16 protein-coding genes are annotated in these 16,999 nt (G+C 56.0%); 6 read left to right on the top strand and 10 right to left on the bottom strand.

Going from position 1 to position 16,999, the window contains the following annotated elements; all coding sequences use genetic code 11:
- Positions 1 to 15: 15 nt before the first annotated feature.
- From L350_RS17645 to L350_RS17660, 4 genes are all read right to left on the bottom strand, one after another.
- Positions 16 to 1,137, bottom strand: a complete 1,122-nt coding sequence (locus L350_RS17645; protein WP_032624193.1) for an amidohydrolase — start codon at positions 1,135 to 1,137, stop codon at positions 16 to 18.
- Positions 1,134 to 2,135, bottom strand: a complete 1,002-nt coding sequence (locus L350_RS17650; protein WP_023306275.1) for an MsnO8 family LLM class oxidoreductase — start codon at positions 2,133 to 2,135, stop codon at positions 1,134 to 1,136. The genes L350_RS17645 and L350_RS17650 overlap by 4 nt, the downstream gene beginning before the upstream one ends.
- Positions 2,136 to 2,244: 109 nt before the next feature.
- Positions 2,245 to 2,784 carry a P-loop NTPase family protein gene (locus L350_RS17655; protein ID WP_032624191.1) on the bottom strand — a complete coding sequence of 180 codons (540 nt, stop codon included), beginning with the start codon at positions 2,782 to 2,784 and terminating at the stop codon, positions 2,245 to 2,247.
- A gap of 71 nt (positions 2,785 to 2,855) precedes the next feature.
- A complete protein-coding gene (locus L350_RS17660) occupies positions 2,856 to 3,254 on the bottom strand; it encodes a (R)-mandelonitrile lyase (protein ID WP_032624190.1) in 399 nt (132 codons plus the stop codon).
- Between the two features lie 112 nt (positions 3,255 to 3,366).
- On the opposite strand from L350_RS17660, the gene L350_RS17665 reads away from it, so the two are divergent.
- Complete coding sequence (locus L350_RS17665; RefSeq protein ID WP_032624189.1) at positions 3,367 to 4,257, top strand: LysR family transcriptional regulator; 891 nt, start codon at positions 3,367 to 3,369, stop codon at positions 4,255 to 4,257.
- 327 nt (positions 4,258 to 4,584) lie between these two features.
- On the top strand, positions 4,585 to 6,081 hold the full coding sequence (gene ansP, locus L350_RS17670) for an L-asparagine permease (RefSeq protein ID WP_022648235.1): 1,497 nt from the start codon (positions 4,585 to 4,587) through the stop codon (positions 6,079 to 6,081).
- A gap of 92 nt (positions 6,082 to 6,173) precedes the next feature.
- Here the strand turns inward: ansP and L350_RS17675 are convergent, their stop codons facing one another.
- A complete protein-coding gene (locus L350_RS17675) occupies positions 6,174 to 7,235 on the bottom strand; it encodes a 7-bladed beta-propeller protein YncE (RefSeq protein WP_022648236.1) in 1,062 nt (353 codons plus the stop codon).
- A 247-nt stretch (positions 7,236 to 7,482) separates the two neighbouring features.
- On the opposite strand from L350_RS17675, the gene pqqU reads away from it, so the two are divergent.
- Positions 7,483 to 9,600, top strand: a complete 2,118-nt coding sequence (gene pqqU, locus L350_RS17680; protein ID WP_032624187.1) for a TonB-dependent receptor PqqU — start codon at positions 7,483 to 7,485, stop codon at positions 9,598 to 9,600.
- A gap of 131 nt (positions 9,601 to 9,731) precedes the next feature.
- Here the strand turns inward: pqqU and L350_RS17685 are convergent, their stop codons facing one another.
- From L350_RS17685 to L350_RS17695, 3 genes are all read right to left on the bottom strand, one after another.
- Positions 9,732 to 10,400, bottom strand: a complete 669-nt coding sequence (locus L350_RS17685; RefSeq protein ID WP_022648238.1) for a GntR family transcriptional regulator — start codon at positions 10,398 to 10,400, stop codon at positions 9,732 to 9,734.
- Positions 10,401 to 10,656: 256 nt separating this feature from the next.
- Positions 10,657 to 11,691: an NADP-dependent oxidoreductase gene (locus tag L350_RS17690; protein ID WP_022648239.1), complete on the bottom strand. Its 1,035-nt coding sequence runs from the start codon at positions 11,689 to 11,691 to the stop codon at positions 10,657 to 10,659.
- Between the two features lie 66 nt (positions 11,692 to 11,757).
- A complete protein-coding gene (locus L350_RS17695; protein ID WP_017382277.1) occupies positions 11,758 to 12,333 on the bottom strand; it encodes a helix-turn-helix domain-containing protein in 576 nt (191 codons plus the stop codon).
- A gap of 148 nt (positions 12,334 to 12,481) precedes the next feature.
- On the opposite strand from L350_RS17695, the gene L350_RS17700 reads away from it, so the two are divergent.
- On the top strand, positions 12,482 to 13,000 hold the full coding sequence (locus L350_RS17700) for a GNAT family N-acetyltransferase (protein WP_023306282.1): 519 nt from the start codon (positions 12,482 to 12,484) through the stop codon (positions 12,998 to 13,000).
- Entirely contained in the window at positions 12,997 to 13,446 is a 450-nt protein-coding gene (locus L350_RS17705; protein ID WP_032624186.1) for a DMT family transporter, read from the top strand. Before L350_RS17700 ends, L350_RS17705 begins: the two co-directional genes overlap by 4 nt.
- 3 nt (positions 13,447 to 13,449) lie before the next feature.
- Here L350_RS17705 and L350_RS17710 read toward each other — a convergent pair whose 3' ends face one another.
- The gene (locus L350_RS17710) at positions 13,450 to 13,683 is read right to left on the bottom strand and encodes a YdcY family protein (protein ID WP_022648243.1); all 234 of its coding nucleotides are present in this window, start codon (positions 13,681 to 13,683) and stop codon (positions 13,450 to 13,452) included.
- Positions 13,684 to 13,783: 100 nt separating this feature from the next.
- The gene (locus tag L350_RS17715; RefSeq protein WP_023306283.1) at positions 13,784 to 15,382 is read right to left on the bottom strand and encodes an ABC transporter substrate-binding protein; all 1,599 of its coding nucleotides are present in this window, start codon (positions 15,380 to 15,382) and stop codon (positions 13,784 to 13,786) included.
- 281 nt (positions 15,383 to 15,663) lie between these two features.
- Here L350_RS17715 and L350_RS17720 point away from each other — a divergent pair, with 281 nt between their 5' ends.
- Complete coding sequence (locus L350_RS17720) at positions 15,664 to 16,995, top strand: SrfA family protein (RefSeq protein WP_032624185.1); 1,332 nt, start codon at positions 15,664 to 15,666, stop codon at positions 16,993 to 16,995.
- Positions 16,996 to 16,999: the final 4 nt, after the last annotated feature.

Genomic DNA, 16,999 nt, shown 5'->3' with positions numbered 1-16,999 from the left:
TTCACCTCAAATTAATTAAACGTGTTGCAGGGCTTTTTCCGCGAGCTGAGCAAAATAGCGGGCAGCGGGTTCGATTAATGCTTCGTCCGGGTTAAATGCCGGGTGATGTAACCCAAACGGACTGTTGCTGCCAATGCTGACAAACGCGCCGGGTATGTTTTGCAGATAGACCGCGAAATCCTCCCCGCCCATGTGCAGTTCCGCATGCCGGGTTTCATATCCCGCTTCGCGCGCGACCGAGGTGGCAAACCCGGCCCAGTGCTCATCGTTCACCAGCGCGGTGGGCCCGGCGTACCAGGTGATGTTGATTTGCGCGCTAAAGGCGCTGGCAAATCCGGCGGCGATTTCACCGACGCGCGCTTTCACGTTCTGCTGCACTTCCGTGCGGTGCGTGCGCAGCGTGCCCTCCAGCTCAACGCTTTCCGGCAGCACGTTCCAGGTATTCCCCCCGGCGATGCGCGTCACGCTCAGAACGACCGAATCCAGCGTATTGACGTTACGGCTGGCTACGCTTTGCAGCGCGGTCACCAGCTGGCTTGCCAGCACGATGGCGTCGTTGCCTTCATGGGGACGTGCGGCATGCGCGCCTTTGCCGGTAACATGAATAACGAAGCGATCGACGTTCGCATAGAATGGGCCGCCGCGCGTGGCAAACTCGCCGACCGGCAGTGAAGGCTCGTTATGCATTCCGAAAATCGCGCGTACGTCACGTAACGCCCCGGCCCGCACCATACTTTTTGCTCCGCCGAAATTCTCTTCCGCAGGCTGGAACAGGATCCGCACGCGACCGTTGAGCGAGGCTTCCCGCTCCTTTAGCTTTAACGCAGCGCCGAGGATCACGCTGGTGTGGATGTCATGGCCACAGGCATGCATCACCCCCGCACGCCGGGAGCTAAACGGCACCCCACTGCGCTCGTCGATGGGTAACGCGTCGATATCGGCGCGCAGCGCAACCAGTGCGTTGCCCGTGCCGATCTCCGCAACCAGCCCGGTCTGGAGATCGTAAGCCAGTGGTGCAATCCCGGCCGCCGTCAGCCACTCGCGCAGGCGCGCCGTTGTTTCGACCTCCTGACCGGAGAGTTCAGGGTTCTGGTGCAGCTCACGGCGCCAGGCAATCAATTGTTCGCTAAAGCTCATACGGTCACCTCCCTGTTAAATCGCGCCTCGGCCAGCAGTCGCAGTGACTGCACGCGCGTTGCGCCATCAGCGACCGGCGTGTCGATGATAAATTCGTCAATTCCCCATTGCTGATGCAGCGCGTTGAGCTGTTCAAGCACCGAATCCGCCGTTCCGGCCAGCAGAGACTGCGCCCGACGCGCGATGCGCACCGGGTCACTCCCCGCCTGCCGCGCAAAGGCGTAGGCCTGTTCTTCGCTGGCCACGGTGACGCGCTGTCCGTTTACCAGCTCCACGCCCCACACTTCAACCTTCTGCGCCAGCGCATCGGCCTCAGCCTGGGTTGGGGCAACAATGACCTGCACGGCCACAATCACCTCCCGGACGCTGTGTTGACGCCACGCTGTGACGACCTCGCGCAGCAGCTCAGGATCACCGTTCAGATGGGCGGCAAAGACAAAATGCCAGTCGAGGGAGGCCGCCAGTAGCGCGCTTTCGGTACTGGCGCCCAGCAGAAATCCCCGGGCAGGCACCGGCGGCAGCGGCGTGGCGCGAACGTCCTCCTCCGCTGACTGATTTTCAGGGCGGATCCAGCGATCAAGCTGCGTCAGTTGTTCAGTAAAGCTGCCTTTTTCCTGCGGATTTAGGCCGTACTGCAAGGCGCGGGTAGAAAGCGGCAGACCGCCGGGCGCTTTGCCAACGCCCAGATCAACCCGGCCCGGCGCAATGGCGGCCAGTACGTTAAAATTTTCGGCGACTTTATAGGGGCTGTAATGTTGCAGCATGACGCCGCCTGAGCCCACGCGAATACGTTTTGTTTGCCCCAGGATCCAGGCAATCAGCAGCTCCGGCGAGGGGCTGGCAAGCTGCGGGGTATTGTGGTGTTCGGCAATCCAGAAGCGGTGATAACCCAGCGTTTCTGCCTGTTGCGCCAGTGCTAAGGTTCGCGCCAGCGCATCGGCGGCTGTTTCGTGTTCTGCGACGGGGCTTTTATCCAGAATGCTGATTCGCCATGACATGTTGCGTTCTCGTTTGACTTAACATGTCGTCATTATTAAAGGCGGATTTCACCTCTGAGAAACAATTAATTTACATTTGGATTGCCGGAAAACGGCAATAGAGAGTCTGTCATCGGCGTGATTTGAGCGATGTAATGAGTCTTTCCGCATCCTGCCGTCGGGTAATGCGAAGAAAGCGAATGTGTGCGTACTGCGGGTTTTGCATATCCGCCTCATATCGTTTGCGGTTGCTGCGCCAGGTTTTGATCGACCAGATGATAATAGAGTCCTTGCTAAGGAACGACCGACGAAAGCTTTCGCGGTTCCCCGTGCCGGGCCAGAGCTCCTGTTTGTGCCAGGCGCGTCTGGAGGCCCGCGTCACCGCCTGCCAGAGCGTGCGGATAAACCCACGATCTATCCACACCACCAGATCGACGCCGCGCCACTTAACGTCGCGTGTGCGGTTGTAATTCCCGTCCAGGACCCAGTCAGGCGAGGCGGCGAGCGCTTTTTCCAGGGTTGCAAGAAACTCATCATCCGGTGTTCCCTGCCAGTTCGATCGCCAGTAAAGCCTGTCCATCTCAATGTAAGGGATAGCCAGCGCCTCCGCGATTCGTCTGCCAAACGTGCTTTTCCCACTTCCGCTGGTGCCTATGATATTGATTTTCACCGTTCCGCCTGCACATGCTGAAGAAAACGGATCGAATCATAACGTTAATAATTTGTTTACGAAACGCCAGACTACTCGTTCGGATACTGCTCGTCGGTGACCTTCTCCAGCCATGCCACCGGGCTCCCGTCGACAGCTTCTGCGATGGCGATATGGGTCATGGCCGTCTGCACGCTTGCACCGTGCCAGTGCTTCACGCCGGGTGGGATCCAGGCGATATCCCCCTGATTCAGCGGTTCCGCCTCTTTCCCCCACTCCTGTAACCAGCCGCGCCCCTGCGTCACGATCAGCGTTTGTCCAAGAGGATGCGTATGCCAGGCGGTACGTGCGCCGGGTTCAAAGGTGACGGTCGCGCCGCCGACTTTTGCCGGTTCAGTCGCCTGGAAAGGTGCGTCAATGCGCACGCTGCCGGTAAACCAGGCCTCTGGTCCATGAACGGAAGGTAGCGAACCGCTACGGATAATTTTCATGATTTACTCCTCGTTTGCTATTGCGTTAACAGTAGCGTAAAGCCATGGGGAGCATTAGAGTGCATAATCAGAAAGGAACTATGAGTTCAATTCATAAATAGGATAAGCCGCCATGTTAAAAGACAACTTCAACGATCTGCTCTCCTTTATGGTTGTCGCCCGGGAGCGCAGCTTTACCCGCGCCGCGGCGCAGCTTGGGGTATCTCAGTCGGCGCTCAGTCACGCGATGCGCAATCTGGAAGCGAGGCTGGAAGTCCGTCTGTTAACCCGCAACACCCGCAGCGTGGCCCCTACCGAGGCCGGCGAGCAACTCTTCATGCGCTTAAGCCCCCATCTGCTGGAGATCGAGCAGGAACTTACCGCGCTGCGTGATACCCGCGACAGACCTGCCGGGAATATTCGCCTAACCGCCGGGGAGCACGCCATGTCTGCCGTGCTATGGCCTGTGCTTAAACCCTTTATGGCGCAGTATCCTGACATCAACGTTGAAGTCACGGTGGACGATGGGCTGACAGATATTGTCGATGGCCGCTTTGACGCGGGGGTGCGTCTGGGTGAGCAGGTGGCGAAAGATATGATTGCGGTACGTATTGCGCCGGACATGCGCATGGCGGTCGTCGGGTCGGCAGACTATTTGCATCGTTTCGGGGTACCGGAAACGCCGGAGCAGCTTGATCAGCACCGCTGCATTAATATGCGCCTGCCCACACGCGGCGGATTATATGCCTGGGAATTTGAACGGGACGGACGTGAGCTGCGCGTGCGGGTTGACGGCCAATTGATCCTAAACAGCCTGCCGCAACGCATTGATGCCGCCGAAAACGGTCTGGGGCTGGCGTACGTCCCGGAAGATGCGGTTCAGGACGCCCTTGCTGAGAGCCGGTTAGTGCGTGTGCTTGAAGCCTGGTGCCCGGCTTTTACGGGATACCATCTGTACTATCCGAGCCGCCGCCAGCACACTACCGCGTTTGCATTACTTATTGCAGCCCTGCGGCATTCATAAGCTCTACCTATAAGTAACTATTAAGTAAACCTGATGATTAAATCAGCATTCGCAGACCTTTTTGCCTAAAAAAACGTCACGATTCAGCGCGTTGTGATCGCCGTCTGCTCTGACCACACGATTTCCTTCGACGAGCATCACTTTCGGCACGGTTATATTTTGCGTCGCTTATCAATTGCGGGTAGGATGCCTCGCCATGTTTTGCCTTATCCATACACAGAATGACTGGAAAGGCAGCATGTGTCTGCGCAGAAGCAATCGTTTGTTTCGGCTTCTGCCAGGCAGGACTATCACGTTAATGGTTCAGACAGGCAAACAGGTAACTCAATGAAAACAAGCAATAAAAGCGCAGCCGATCATCATGCTGCTAAACGTCGCTGGTTGAACTCTCATGAAGAGGGCTATCACAAGGCGATGGGCAACCGTCAGGTTCAGATGATCGCCATCGGCGGCGCTATCGGTACAGGTCTTTTTTTAGGTGCAGGCGCACGTCTGCAAATGGCTGGCCCCGCTCTCGCCCTGGTCTATCTGGTGTGCGGGATCTTCTCTTTCTTCATTCTTCGCGCCCTCGGCGAGCTGGTGCTCCACCGCCCTTCCAGCGGTAGCTTTGTCTCTTACGCCCGTGAATTTCTCGGTGAAAAGGCCGCGTATGTCGCGGGCTGGATGTACTTCGTTAACTGGGCAATGACCGGTATCGTCGATATCACCGCCGTTGCGCTGTACATGCACTACTGGGGCGCGTTTGGCGATGTGCCGCAGTGGGTATTCGCCCTCGGGGCGCTGGCAATCGTCGGGACCATGAACATGATCGGCGTGAAATGGTTCGCCGAGATGGAGTTCTGGTTCGCGCTGGTGAAGGTGCTGGCCATTGTGATTTTCCTGGTGGTCGGGACCGTATTCCTCGGCACCGGTAAACCGCTGGACGGCAACGCCACCGGCTTCCACCTGATTACCGATAACGGTGGTTTCTTCCCGCACGGCCTGCTGCCAGCGCTGGTTCTGGTCCAGGGCGTGGTATTCGCCTTTGCCTCCATCGAACTGGTCGGTACGGCGGCAGGTGAATGTAAAGATCCGCAGACGATGGTTCCAAAAGCCATCAACAGCGTGATCTGGCGTATCGGTCTGTTCTATGTGGGCTCCGTGGTATTGCTGGTACTGCTGCTGCCGTGGAATGCATACCAGGCGGGGCAAAGTCCGTTTGTGACCTTCTTCTCTAAGCTGGGCGTGCCGTACGTGGGCAGCATCATGAACATCGTGGTACTGACTGCCGCGCTCTCCAGCCTGAACTCCGGGCTCTATTCGACGGGCCGTATCCTGCGCTCCATGTCGATGGGGGGCTCTGCGCCGAAGTTTATGTCGAAGATGAGCAAGCAGCAGGTGCCTTACGCGGGTATTCTGGCTACGCTGGTGGTGTATATCTTTGGCGTGTTCCTGAACTATCTCGTGCCGTCTCAGGTGTTTGAGATCGTGCTGAACGTCGCTGCGCTGGGCATCATCGCCTCCTGGGCCTTTATCGTGGTGTGTCAGATGCGTCTGCGCAAAGCAATTAAAGAAGGGAAAGCGGCTGACGTCAGCTTCAAGCTGCCGGGCGCGCCGGTAACATCCTGGCTTACCCTGCTATTCCTGTTGAGCGTGCTGGTGCTGATGGCGTTCGACTACCCTAACGGCACCTACACCATCGCTACAATCCCGCTTCTGGCGGTGCTGTTGATTGCTGGCTGGTTTGGCGTGCGTAAACGCGTGAATGAAATCCACAGTACCGCCCCGGTTCATCCTGGAGATGACAAACAGGATGGTCCGCTGGTGGAAGAGACGTCGCGTTAATAAAAAAGCCGGGTGGCGGCTACGCCTTACCCGGCCTGCATTTCATTGTTTTCCAGGCCCGGTAAGCGCAGCGCCACCGGGCAATTCCCACCTTAAAGCGCGATACGAATCACATCGTCAGGCTGAGTGGCTTCCTGCTGACGGGTAGACTTCTGTTTCACCGTCACGTACAGCGTTTTACCGTCCGCAGACAGCGCCAGGCTGTTCGGGTAAACCGGCGTATCGAAGGTTTTGGTCACTTTGTAAGTTTTGGCGTCAATCACGCTCACCTTACCCGCCTCGCGGTGCGTCACATAGGCTTCGTTACGCGCCGGGTTAAACAGTACGGCCAGCGATTCTGGCGCGGCGATTTTCTGCATTACGCTGCCATCTTTCAAATTCACCACCAGCACTTCAGGCTGTTTTGAATCCGTCACAAACGCACGCTGGCCGGCAGTGTCCAGGCTCAGGTTCAGGTAGAAGTGCTCTTTTCCGTCTTCCTGTACTTTCTTACGGCTGAGGATTTTGTTGGTCGCGGTATCAATGGTCACCAGCTCACCGTCCGCATTGGTGGTATACAGGCGTTTTGCCTTCGCATCCAGCGCCAGTCCGGTGCTGAACGTGCCGGTGTTCGTGATGGTGTCCTTCAGCTTCAGCGTTGCGCCATCAACAACCCAGATCACGCTCTCCTTGCCGATGCCGGTAATGTATACCGTATTGGTCGTGTCATCGGCCACCAGCTGGCGCGGCTGAAGCGGCTTCACCGTGTCGCTACGTTTGCGATCGTCCAGCACCAGGCGCCCTTTCACCTCGCTCGTTTTGGCGTCAATCGCCGTCACGGCGCTGTTGACGGTGTTACCGAACCACAGCGTCTGGGTGGCGTTATCGATCGTGGCGCCAAACGGCTTGAGATCGTTATGAATCGCCTGCGTCACTTCCAGCGTGACCGGATCCAGACGATAGACCACGCCGCCCTTATCGGTTTTGCGGCTTTGTGACGTCGCAACCCACAGCGCGTTTTCCTGCTGGCTGACGGCCATTTCATACGCGCCCTTGCCGACCGCTTTGCGCAGCATCTCTTCAGCGGCATGAACCTGGAACGTACCGGCAAACAGTAAAGAGCCCAACAGCAGAGACCCACGCAGGCGCGGCGAGCACAGATGACGTAAAGACATAACAATTCCTTTTTAAATGAGGATATTTACCGCTGACATCGCTTCCGGCGGGCAAAGTCATCGCTTTGCCGTTATTTTAATGAGAATAGTAATCATTAATGAGTTGAATGTGGAGTATTTCTTTCCTGCAAAACCTTACATTCACGAAATGTGCGGTTATAGTTTTCATAACATTTACAAAGGATTTAACATATATACACAGGTTCCAGTTGATTTGGTTCGAAATTTTTCTTAACCGGCTTACTCCATGAAAATTATTACTGCCCATAAGGCATCACTACCCCTGTTGTTCGTTCCCGTCATTTTTGGCCCGCTGAGTGCGATGGCCGCGGATGAACAGACCATGATCGTCAGCGCCACGCCGCAAACCGTCTCAGAACTGGACACCCCGGCCGCCGTCAGCGTGGTGAGCGGCGAGGATATGCGACATGCCACACCGCGCATCAACCTTTCTGAATCCCTTGGGAGCGTACCTGGCCTGCAAATCCAGAACCGCCAGAACTATGCTCAGGATCTGCAACTTTCCGTTCGCGGATTCGGCGCGCGCTCAACCTTCGGCGTACGCGGGATCCGCATGTACGTGGACGGCATTCCGGCAACCATGCCCGATGGCCAGGGGCAGACATCAAACATTGACCTCAACAGCATAGAGAGCGTCGACGTGCTGCGCGGCCCCTTCTCTGCCCTGTACGGTAATGCCTCCGGCGGCGTGATCAACATCAACACCCAGACCGGACAACAGCCAGCCACCATTGAAGCCAGCAGCTATTACGGCAGCTACGGCACCTGGCGTTACGGTATGAAGGCCACCGGGGCGGAGGGTGATGGTACTCAGGCGGGCGATGTGGATTACGCCGTATCCACTACGCGTTTTACCACCCATGGCTATCGCGACCACAGCGGCGCGCGCAAAAACCTCGCCAACGCGAAACTGGGCGTGCGCATTGATGATGTCAGCAAGCTGACGCTGATTTTTAACAGCGTGGACATGAAAGCCAACGATCCGGGCGGACTGAGCTATCAGGAGTGGCAGAATAACCCGCGCCAGTCACCACGTGGCGATCAGTACAACACGCGTAAGACCATTAAGCAGACCCAGGCCGGGATCCGCTACGACCGTCAGCTGAGCGAACAGGACGACCTCAGCGTGATGATGTATGCCGGTGAGCGTGAAATGACTCAGTACCAGTCCATTCCGGCGTCCACTCAGCGCGAGAATCCTGCGCATTCGGGCGGTGTGATTGATATGCAGCGTCACTATCAGGGTATTGATACGCGCTGGACCCACCGCGGCGAACTGCTGGTTCCGGTGACATTTACCACCGGGTTGAACTACGAAAACATGAGCGAAAATCGTCGCGGGTATGAGAACTTCGTGATGGGCAACGGCGTGCCAGATTATGGCGTGAAGGGTAATAAACGCCGTGACGAACGCAATCTGATGTGGAACCTGGATCCCTACCTGCAAACCCAGTGGCAGCTAACGCAAAAACTGTCCTTAGAGGCGGGCGTACGTTATAGCTCCGTCTGGTTTGACTCCAACGATCGTTACATTACCCCGCAAAACGGTGATGACAGCGGCGACGCCAGCTACCACAAATGGCTCCCGGCAGGTGCGGTGAAATACGCCGTGACCGACGCATGGAACCTGTATGCCGCGGCAGGACGGGGATTTGAGACGCCGACAATCAACGAACTTTCCTACCGTTCTGATGGCAAAGGTGGCCTCAATATGAACCTGCAACCGTCCACCAACAACACCTATGAGATTGGCAGCAAAACCCGCGTCGGCAATGGCATCCTGACGGCGGCGCTGTTCCGCACGGATACCGACAACGAGATCGTGGTGGACGAAAGCAAGGATGGTCGCACGACTTATAAAAACGCGGGAAAAACGCGCCGTCAGGGTGTGGAAATTGCGCTCGACCAGCAGTTTGCCGAAAACTGGAAGCTGAAGATGGCGTGGACCTATCTTGATGCCACCTACCGCACCAACGTCTGTAGCAATGCAGACTGTAGCGGCAACCGGATGCCGGGGATCGCCCGTAACATGGGATATGCGTCGTTTGGCTGGGAGCCTGAGGAAGGCTGGTACGCAGGGGCAGATGCCCGCTACATGAGTGATGTCATGGCCAACGATACCAACACCGCTAAAGCGCCCTCTTATACCGTAGTGGGCCTGAATACCGGGTATAAACTCAACTACGGCAAATGGGGAATGGACGTCTTTGGTCGCGTCGATAACCTGTTCGATAAAGAGTACGCCGGTTCAGAGATTGTTAACGCTGGCTACAACCGCTATTACGAACCTGCCCCTGGTCGTAACTATGGCGTGGGCCTGTCGGTCTCTTATCGTTTTGAGTAAACCATTCTCCGGCAGCGCACGTTGCCGGTAAAAAATAAGCAAAATAACATCATTCCCGGTTGCCTGATGCGCCGGGAATATAATCAAGGACGTTTGATACAAATATACAAATAAGTGCGCCAGAGGGATCCTTAACTGTAGTATTGCCGTTGCAGAAGAATATTGGCTTCATCAATGGCTTTGTCGATCGCTTCCCGGCTGGCCGTCACATCCCTTTGCTCAAGCGCAGAAAGCAGATCGTCATAATGATAGGTCGCTGCGGGAACCTCGCTTAACTCTTCATGCAGATAGTGAATGCACGGACCAATCCGTACCCAGAGCTGCTCAATCAGCGAGTGAAGGGTCGGCATCTCGGCATACTGATAGAGCGTGAACCGGAACACGCGGTTGGCATGGATCGCTTTCTGTACATCGCCCTGATGCATGGCGGCACTGAAGTTATCTGACAGCGCGCGTAACGCATCCAGTTTGGTCTCGGTCATATTCTGGCACGCCGCCGCAACGGCCATCGGTTCAAGCTGCTTTCTGATGGCGTTAATTTCGTTATAGCGTTCCAGCGTCACTTCTGGCACCAAAAACGCCTGCGCTGGCGTGGCCTGTAATGCCCCCGCCGACACCAGGCGCAGCAGGGCTTCGCGCACCGGTGTGATACTGGTGCCCAATTTATCCGCAATCTCTTTTGTAACGAGTCGAGCCCCAGGTTTTAATGAGCCCGTAATTAATGCTCCCTTTAAACTGTTCTCTACTTGCAAAGTCAGACTGATTCTTTGTGCTTTTTCCATATGTTCCAGATCAAGCATGTTTAATTCCCGTAGCCAAACGAAATGCCATTTTCAGCGTCTGTTTAAAAAAACATCGCCGGTTAGATATATCCTGTATCGTCATGCCTGGTATGAGGGGCGCGCGTAATATTAAAATCGCTCAAATAATATTGCATTTTTCACTTCTGGCTCAGCTGGGCCGAGGCGCGCAAAGCTTATGGATTAATTAAAGACAATATATCGTATCTTCACAAATAATTATGGCGGACACTGCCCGCCATAACCGATGCTCTGTTTAGTCGGCCGCCACGCGGATCACAACCTTGCCGAAGTTTTTCCCCTCAAGCAGGCCAATCAGGGCGTCCGGCGCCGCGTCCAGCCCTTCCGTAACCTGCTCGCGATAGTGAATTTTGCCTTCCTGCACCCAGCGGCCCATTTCCTGCTGGAACTCGTCAATACGATGACCATAGTCCTGCGCGATAATAAAACCCTGCATACGGATGCGTTTTTTCAGGATGGTCCCCATCAGTAGCGGTAAGCGGTCCGGACCCTCCGGCAGGTTGGTCGCATTGTAGCCGCTGACCAGTCCGCAAACCGGCACGCGCGCGGAGGTATTCAAGAGCGGCAGCACGGCGTCAAAGACTTTACCGCCGACGTTTTCGTAATACACATCAATGCCCTGCGGGCAGGCTTTAGCCAGTTGTTCGTCAAAATCATCCGCATGGTGATCCAGACAGGCATCGAAACCGAGCACGTCGACCGCATGACGGCATTTCTCCTCCCCGCCAGCCACGCCGATGACCCGGCATCCTTTGATTTTACCGATCTGCCCCACCGTTGCGCCGACCGGCCCCGTGGCCGCCGCCACGACAAGGGTTTCCCCTGCCTGAGGCTGGCCGATATCGAGCAGCCCCATATACGCGGTGAAGCCCGGCATCCCCAGCACGCCGAGTGCCCATGAAGGATGCGACGGGTTTTCACCCAACTTAACCAGCCCCTGCCCGTCGGATAGTTCATACTCCTGCCAGCCGCTGTAACCCAGAACCCATTCTCCCTCTTTATAATCCGGATGACGGGAGGTCTCGACGCGGCTTACCGTGCCGCCCACCATCACCGCGCCAATCTCGACCGGAGGTGAATAGGATGGCGCATCGCTCATACGGCCTCGCATGTACGGATCAAGCGAGAGCCATACGGTGCGTAATAACACCTGCCCCTCTGCGGGCGCGGGGATCGGCTGCTCTTCCAGGCGGAAATTATCGGCAACCGGCGCGCCGTGTGGACGGGAAGCCAGTACCCAGCGTCGGTTTTGCGTAGTAGATTGACTCATTCATCGCTCCTTACTGCTGAAAATGTCATTCAAGTCTGGCACGTTATCCTGCGGATCGCCTGTGCATTATGAGCCGGACTGATTAAGCCGCACGACCAGATAAAGGCACGATTCATCCGTTTCGTTGATAAACCGGCAGTCGTTCGGCGGCCCGAGTTCCAGACAATCTCCGGCCTTCATTTCATGGCGAGTATCCCCCTCCAGAAAGACCAGTTCACCTGCCTGCAACCAAATCAGCTGTCGTGCCAGCGCATAAGAGGAGGCGGGCATCGGCACATCGCTACCTGCGGGTAGCTCCACCTGGACGAGGTCGATAGGCATATCGCTGCGCGGCGACACATGGCGACGCAAATAGTGGGTTTGCGGATCGCGCCAGACGGGCTGATTCGCCAGACGTAACAGTTTGCCCTCCTGCATTTCCGCGCGCGCAATAAGCGTAGACATGCTAATACCGAAGGCACCGGATAACCGCGCAAGCAGCGTCGCCGTTGGGCTACTGTCTCCCCGTTCAATCTTGTGGATCATGGCGCGTGAGATACCTGCCCGTTCGGCCAGTTCGCTTAATGACCAGCCCCGCGACTCGCGTTCAAGGCGTATGCGGGCGCTAATGCGTTGATTCATATTGTCTGTCATTGTATTCATGACGTCATACTATAGTGTACGGATGGTTTTTCGGGGCAGTTTTGTGACAAAAAAATAGGGATTTTGTCGTAGCGATGCAATACAAGAACTGTGTAATATTGTGAGTAAATCGTACTACTATAGTGAACACCACAGCCAGAGGTTACCCATGATTGTTCGTCATGCCTGCAAAGAAGATTGTGCCGCTATCGGTGAAATTTATAACCATGCGGTGCTGCACACCGCCGCCATCTGGAATGATAAAACTGTCGACACCGATAACCGTATCGCATGGTTTGAGGCGCGTACTCTGTCGGGTTATCCAGTGCTGGTCAGTGAAGAAGACGGAGTGGTGACGGGATACGCCTCATTTGGCGACTGGAGAGCGTTCGACGGATTTCGCCACACGGTGGAGCACTCGGTGTACGTTCATCCCGAACATCAGGGCAAAGGCATTGGCCGGCTGCTGATGACGGAGTTAATCAAGGAAGCCCGCCAGATCGGTAAACACGTGATGGTTGCCGGTATTGAGGCGCAGAACCAGGCGTCAATTCATCTGCACGAAACCCTGGGCTTTATTACCACCGGCAATATGCCGCAGGTGGGAACCAAATTCGGTCGCTGGCTGGATTTAACCTTTATGCAGCTCCAGCTTGATGAGCGCAGCGATCCGGATGCTCTGCCATGAATCAATCGTTGACGTTAGCGTTTCTGGTAGCCGCCGGGATTGGGCTGGTGGTGCAAAACACCCTGATGGTGCGCATTACGCAATCTACCTCCACCATTCTTATCGCCATGCTGCTGAACTCGCTGGTGGGGATTGTGCTGTTTGTCAGCATTTTGCTGGTGAAAAATGGCCTGGCGGGGTTTAACGAACTGGCGTCAACGGTGCGCTGGTGGACGTTGATCCCCGGCCTGCTGGGGTCTTTTTTTGTCTTTGCCAGTATTAGCGGCTATCAGAATGTGGGCGCGGCAACGACCATTGCCGTCTTGGTGGCAAGCCAGCTGATTGGCGGTCTGGTGATGGACATCCTCAAGAGCAACGGCGTTCCCCTGCGCGCGCTGGTTGGCCCGGTCTGCGGCGCAGTGATGCTGGTGGTCGGCGCCTGGCTGGTGGCACGGCGCCAGTTTTAACCCTTACAGAATAGTCCCACCCTGCGTAAGGTGGGCATGGCGTGCCTCCGCCTCTTCTTTATGCTGCTTACCATGATGCGCAATCGCGGTACGCAGGCGCTGCTGCTGGGTATAGCGATCTTCACGGCTGAGCTCTGCATCATCGCTTAATTCGATCAGCAGTTCGTTCATGTGAGTAATTACGCTCTCTTCGATGGTGGCATCGACGCGGGCGATAACATCATTTAAATGTGACATTGTCACTCCTTTTCACGTGCCCGGTGGCGCTACGCTTACCGGGCCTACATTTGACACCCGTAGGTCGGGTAAGGCATAGCCGCCACCCGGCAAAATACGATCAGTTCAGCTTCGCTTTCGAGAAATCGCTGCCCATCAGGCTTACGCTGTACCCGGTCACATTGCTGCGGGTCGCGTAGAACGTTTTGCCGTTAGCTAACGCAATCCACGGTGCCTGCTGGTAGAAAATCTCCTGTGCCTGGCCATACAGCTTCGCACGTTCGTCCGGGTTGCTGGTCAGTTTGGCCTTTTGCACCAGCTCATCATACCCCTTATCACACCAGCGCGCGGCGTTAGATCCGGTTTTGATGCTGTTACAACCCAGCAGCACATCGGCGAAGTTGTCCGGATCGCCGTTATCAGACATCCAGCCGAACAGCGCGGAATCATGCTCGCCTTTGCGCATGCCGGAGAGATATTCCCCCCACTCGTAAGAGACGATTTTCGCCTTCACGCCCACCTTCGCCCAGTCAGCCTGGATCATCTCTGCAATGCGTCGGGAGTTCGGGTTGTACGGACGCTGAACCGGCATGGACCAGAGGGTCACTTCCGCGCCTTTCTCCAGACCCGCCTGCTTCAGCAGCGCTTTTGCTTTTTCCGGATCGTAGCCGTAATCCTTCAGGTCTTTATTAAAGCCGAGCATGTTCGGCGGGATCGGCGATTTAGCGACCGTACCAGACCCCATAAAGACCGCGTTCACAATGGCCTTTTTGTCCGTTGCGTAATTCAGAGCCTGGCGCACCAGCACGTTATCAAACGGTTTTTTCTCCGTGTTGAACGCCAGGTACCCCACATTCAGCGCATCCACCGAGTGCAGCGTCAGGTCTTTGTTTTTCTTGATCGCTTCAAACTGCACCGGCGACGGCGCAGGAATGATCTGACACTCGTTCGTTTGCAGCTTCGCCAGACGCGTCTCAACGTTTGGCGTGATGGAGAAGATCAGGTGTTTGGTCGGCACCTCTCCCTCCCAGTAGTTCGGGTTGGCGACGTAGCGGATAAGCGAATCCACCTTGTACTGCTGAAGCACATACGGCCCGGTGCCGATTGGCCAGGTGTCCACATTTTCAGGCGTGCCCTTTTTCAGCATCGCGTCCGCGTACTCGGCAGAGAGGATCGAGGCGAAGTCCATTCCCCAGTCGGCCAGGAAAGCCGCGTTGGGTTCGCTCAGCGTGAACTGAACGTGATAATCGTCGATCTTTTTCACATCCTGAATGAGCTTGTCGAGGCCCACGTCATTAAAGTATTCGTAATTACCCTGGGAAACATTGTGATAGGGATGCTTAGGGTCTTTCTGACGCATAACGGAGAAAATAACGTCATCAGCGTTAAAATCACGGGTCGGTTTGAAGTATTTATTGCTGTTGAATTTCACCCCTTTACGCAGGGTAAACGTGTATGTTTTGCCGTCTGGTGAAATGGTCCACGACTCCGCAAGAGAAGGCACCGGCGTGTTTTTTACCGGGTCGAAGTTAATCAGACGGTTATACAGCGTTTGCGAGCTGGCGACAAACGAGGGGCCAGAGCTGGCGATCTGCGGGTTAAACGACTCCGGCGACGCCTCGGAGCAGTAGATAATGGTGTCTTTGTTTGCCGCCCATGCGGCGCTTGCCGGTAGCAGCGCGCTCAGCGCGAGGGCGAGCACGGTTTTCCCTGTAAACATAATTATACCCTTTCGGTTTTATTATAGTGAACAGTAATAACAGCACAGACGTTTTGGCCTGACAAATAACGAATCACTATCAGGTTATTCTAAAGCCGTACATTTCGCTGGTTTTAGCATCAGCCCGCAGAAACCGATTTGCCTTAAGGTCCATTATTCGTCAAGCACAACCGTTACGATCAATGCCGCAAGAAATCGTCCCTTTTGTCGTCTCCTCCGCCGTTTGCTTGCTTACCTGTTTCGTTAAAGTAATGGCGTGAAGAAGTCTACAGGACCAAATCGTGGCAAAAACACTTTTACGCAGCGGTAATCTGGATGATTTTCAGGCCGTTGGCGGCGGCGGACAGGCCGTTTTTGAATCAGCGCTGCAAATCCGCGAAGCGCTTCGGTTGCGCAAACAGCAGGCTATCGTCGATTGCCTGGCCATTCCTCAGGTCAATGACGGCGGCGATCGCGTTGACTGGTACTCCCCGGTTGAGGGAACCGTCTCCAGCTGGAAGGCGGCGGATGAAGACGATCGTTTTCGCGCCCTGCGCTATCTGGAAAACACGCTCGCCAGCATGGAGTCGGTGAGTAAAAAATGCCTTCAGTCACCGAAAACGGCGCAGCAACTGTTTGGATCTCTGCTCTCTAAAGCTTTCCAGTTTCCCGGTGAAAACTTTGTTTTCCTGGTGGATGGCAAACCGGTGATCTGCTTCTGGGGTTTCGTCAATCTTAACGAAAACGCGCGCGACGACGTGCTGGACTGCCTGCGCGAATCGTTGGTCCCTGAACCTGAACCCGTGATGATTAACGAACCTGAACCTGAGCCAGAACCGGCCCCGGTGGTGACCTTCGAGCAGGCCGACGCGCCGCTTATCACGCCTGTGGCTACCGTCCGTATCACCGAAGATGAGCTGTATACGCCAGAGCCGGTGCGCATGAACACCGTGCCGTCAGAGCCCGCACCATCGGTGGTGCAGAAAAAACGTCGCTCCCCCCTGTGGTTGCTGCCGGTTGCCGCCGTCATTATTGCAGCCATTGCCACGCCGCTGCTCTGGCCAAAACAGGCCCCGACCGCAGCGCCAGTTACCTCACCAGCGCCAGCACCTGTCGCCATTGCTCCGGCCCCCGTGGAGACGGTTGAGCCGCTTGAGCTGAAACTCCCGCTGCACCAGGCAGAAGTGGTAGAGCCGAAGGTGAAGACGCCTGCCCCGGCAGCCGAACCGGTGGTCATTACCGCTATCCCGAAAGATGCGATGGTGATGGAGGCAAACCAGGTCAAAGCGGGGTTAACGCGCTTCCTGAACGGCACCTGGCGCGCGTTTCTCGATGTGCAGGATCCGCTCACCGGCAAACCGCCGTCTCTGCGCTATCAGATCCAGAACAACAAAGGTTTCGCCCGGGTCGTGCATGGCGACAACATTGTCTGCCGGGTAGACGTCTTTTCCGGATTACACAGCAACGGCGAGCTGTTGATCAAAACGCGCGGAAACGCTCGTTGCACCGACGGTTCACGCTATCCGATGCCGGAAGTGACCTGTAAGGCAGGTGCCAGCGACGTGGCGGAATGCACCGCACGTTACGATGCCAACACCGTCGTTCCTCTGACGTTCAAGAAAGCAGGTGTCTGATCCT

Origin of the sequence: Enterobacter sp. MGH 4, from assembly GCF_000534735.1 — a bacterium.
In the GTDB taxonomy this organism is placed as follows: domain Bacteria; phylum Pseudomonadota; class Gammaproteobacteria; order Enterobacterales; family Enterobacteriaceae; genus Enterobacter; species Enterobacter intestinihominis.
Note: the sequence above shows the minus strand (reverse complement) of the source record. Positions and strands in the feature narration are given on the sequence as shown.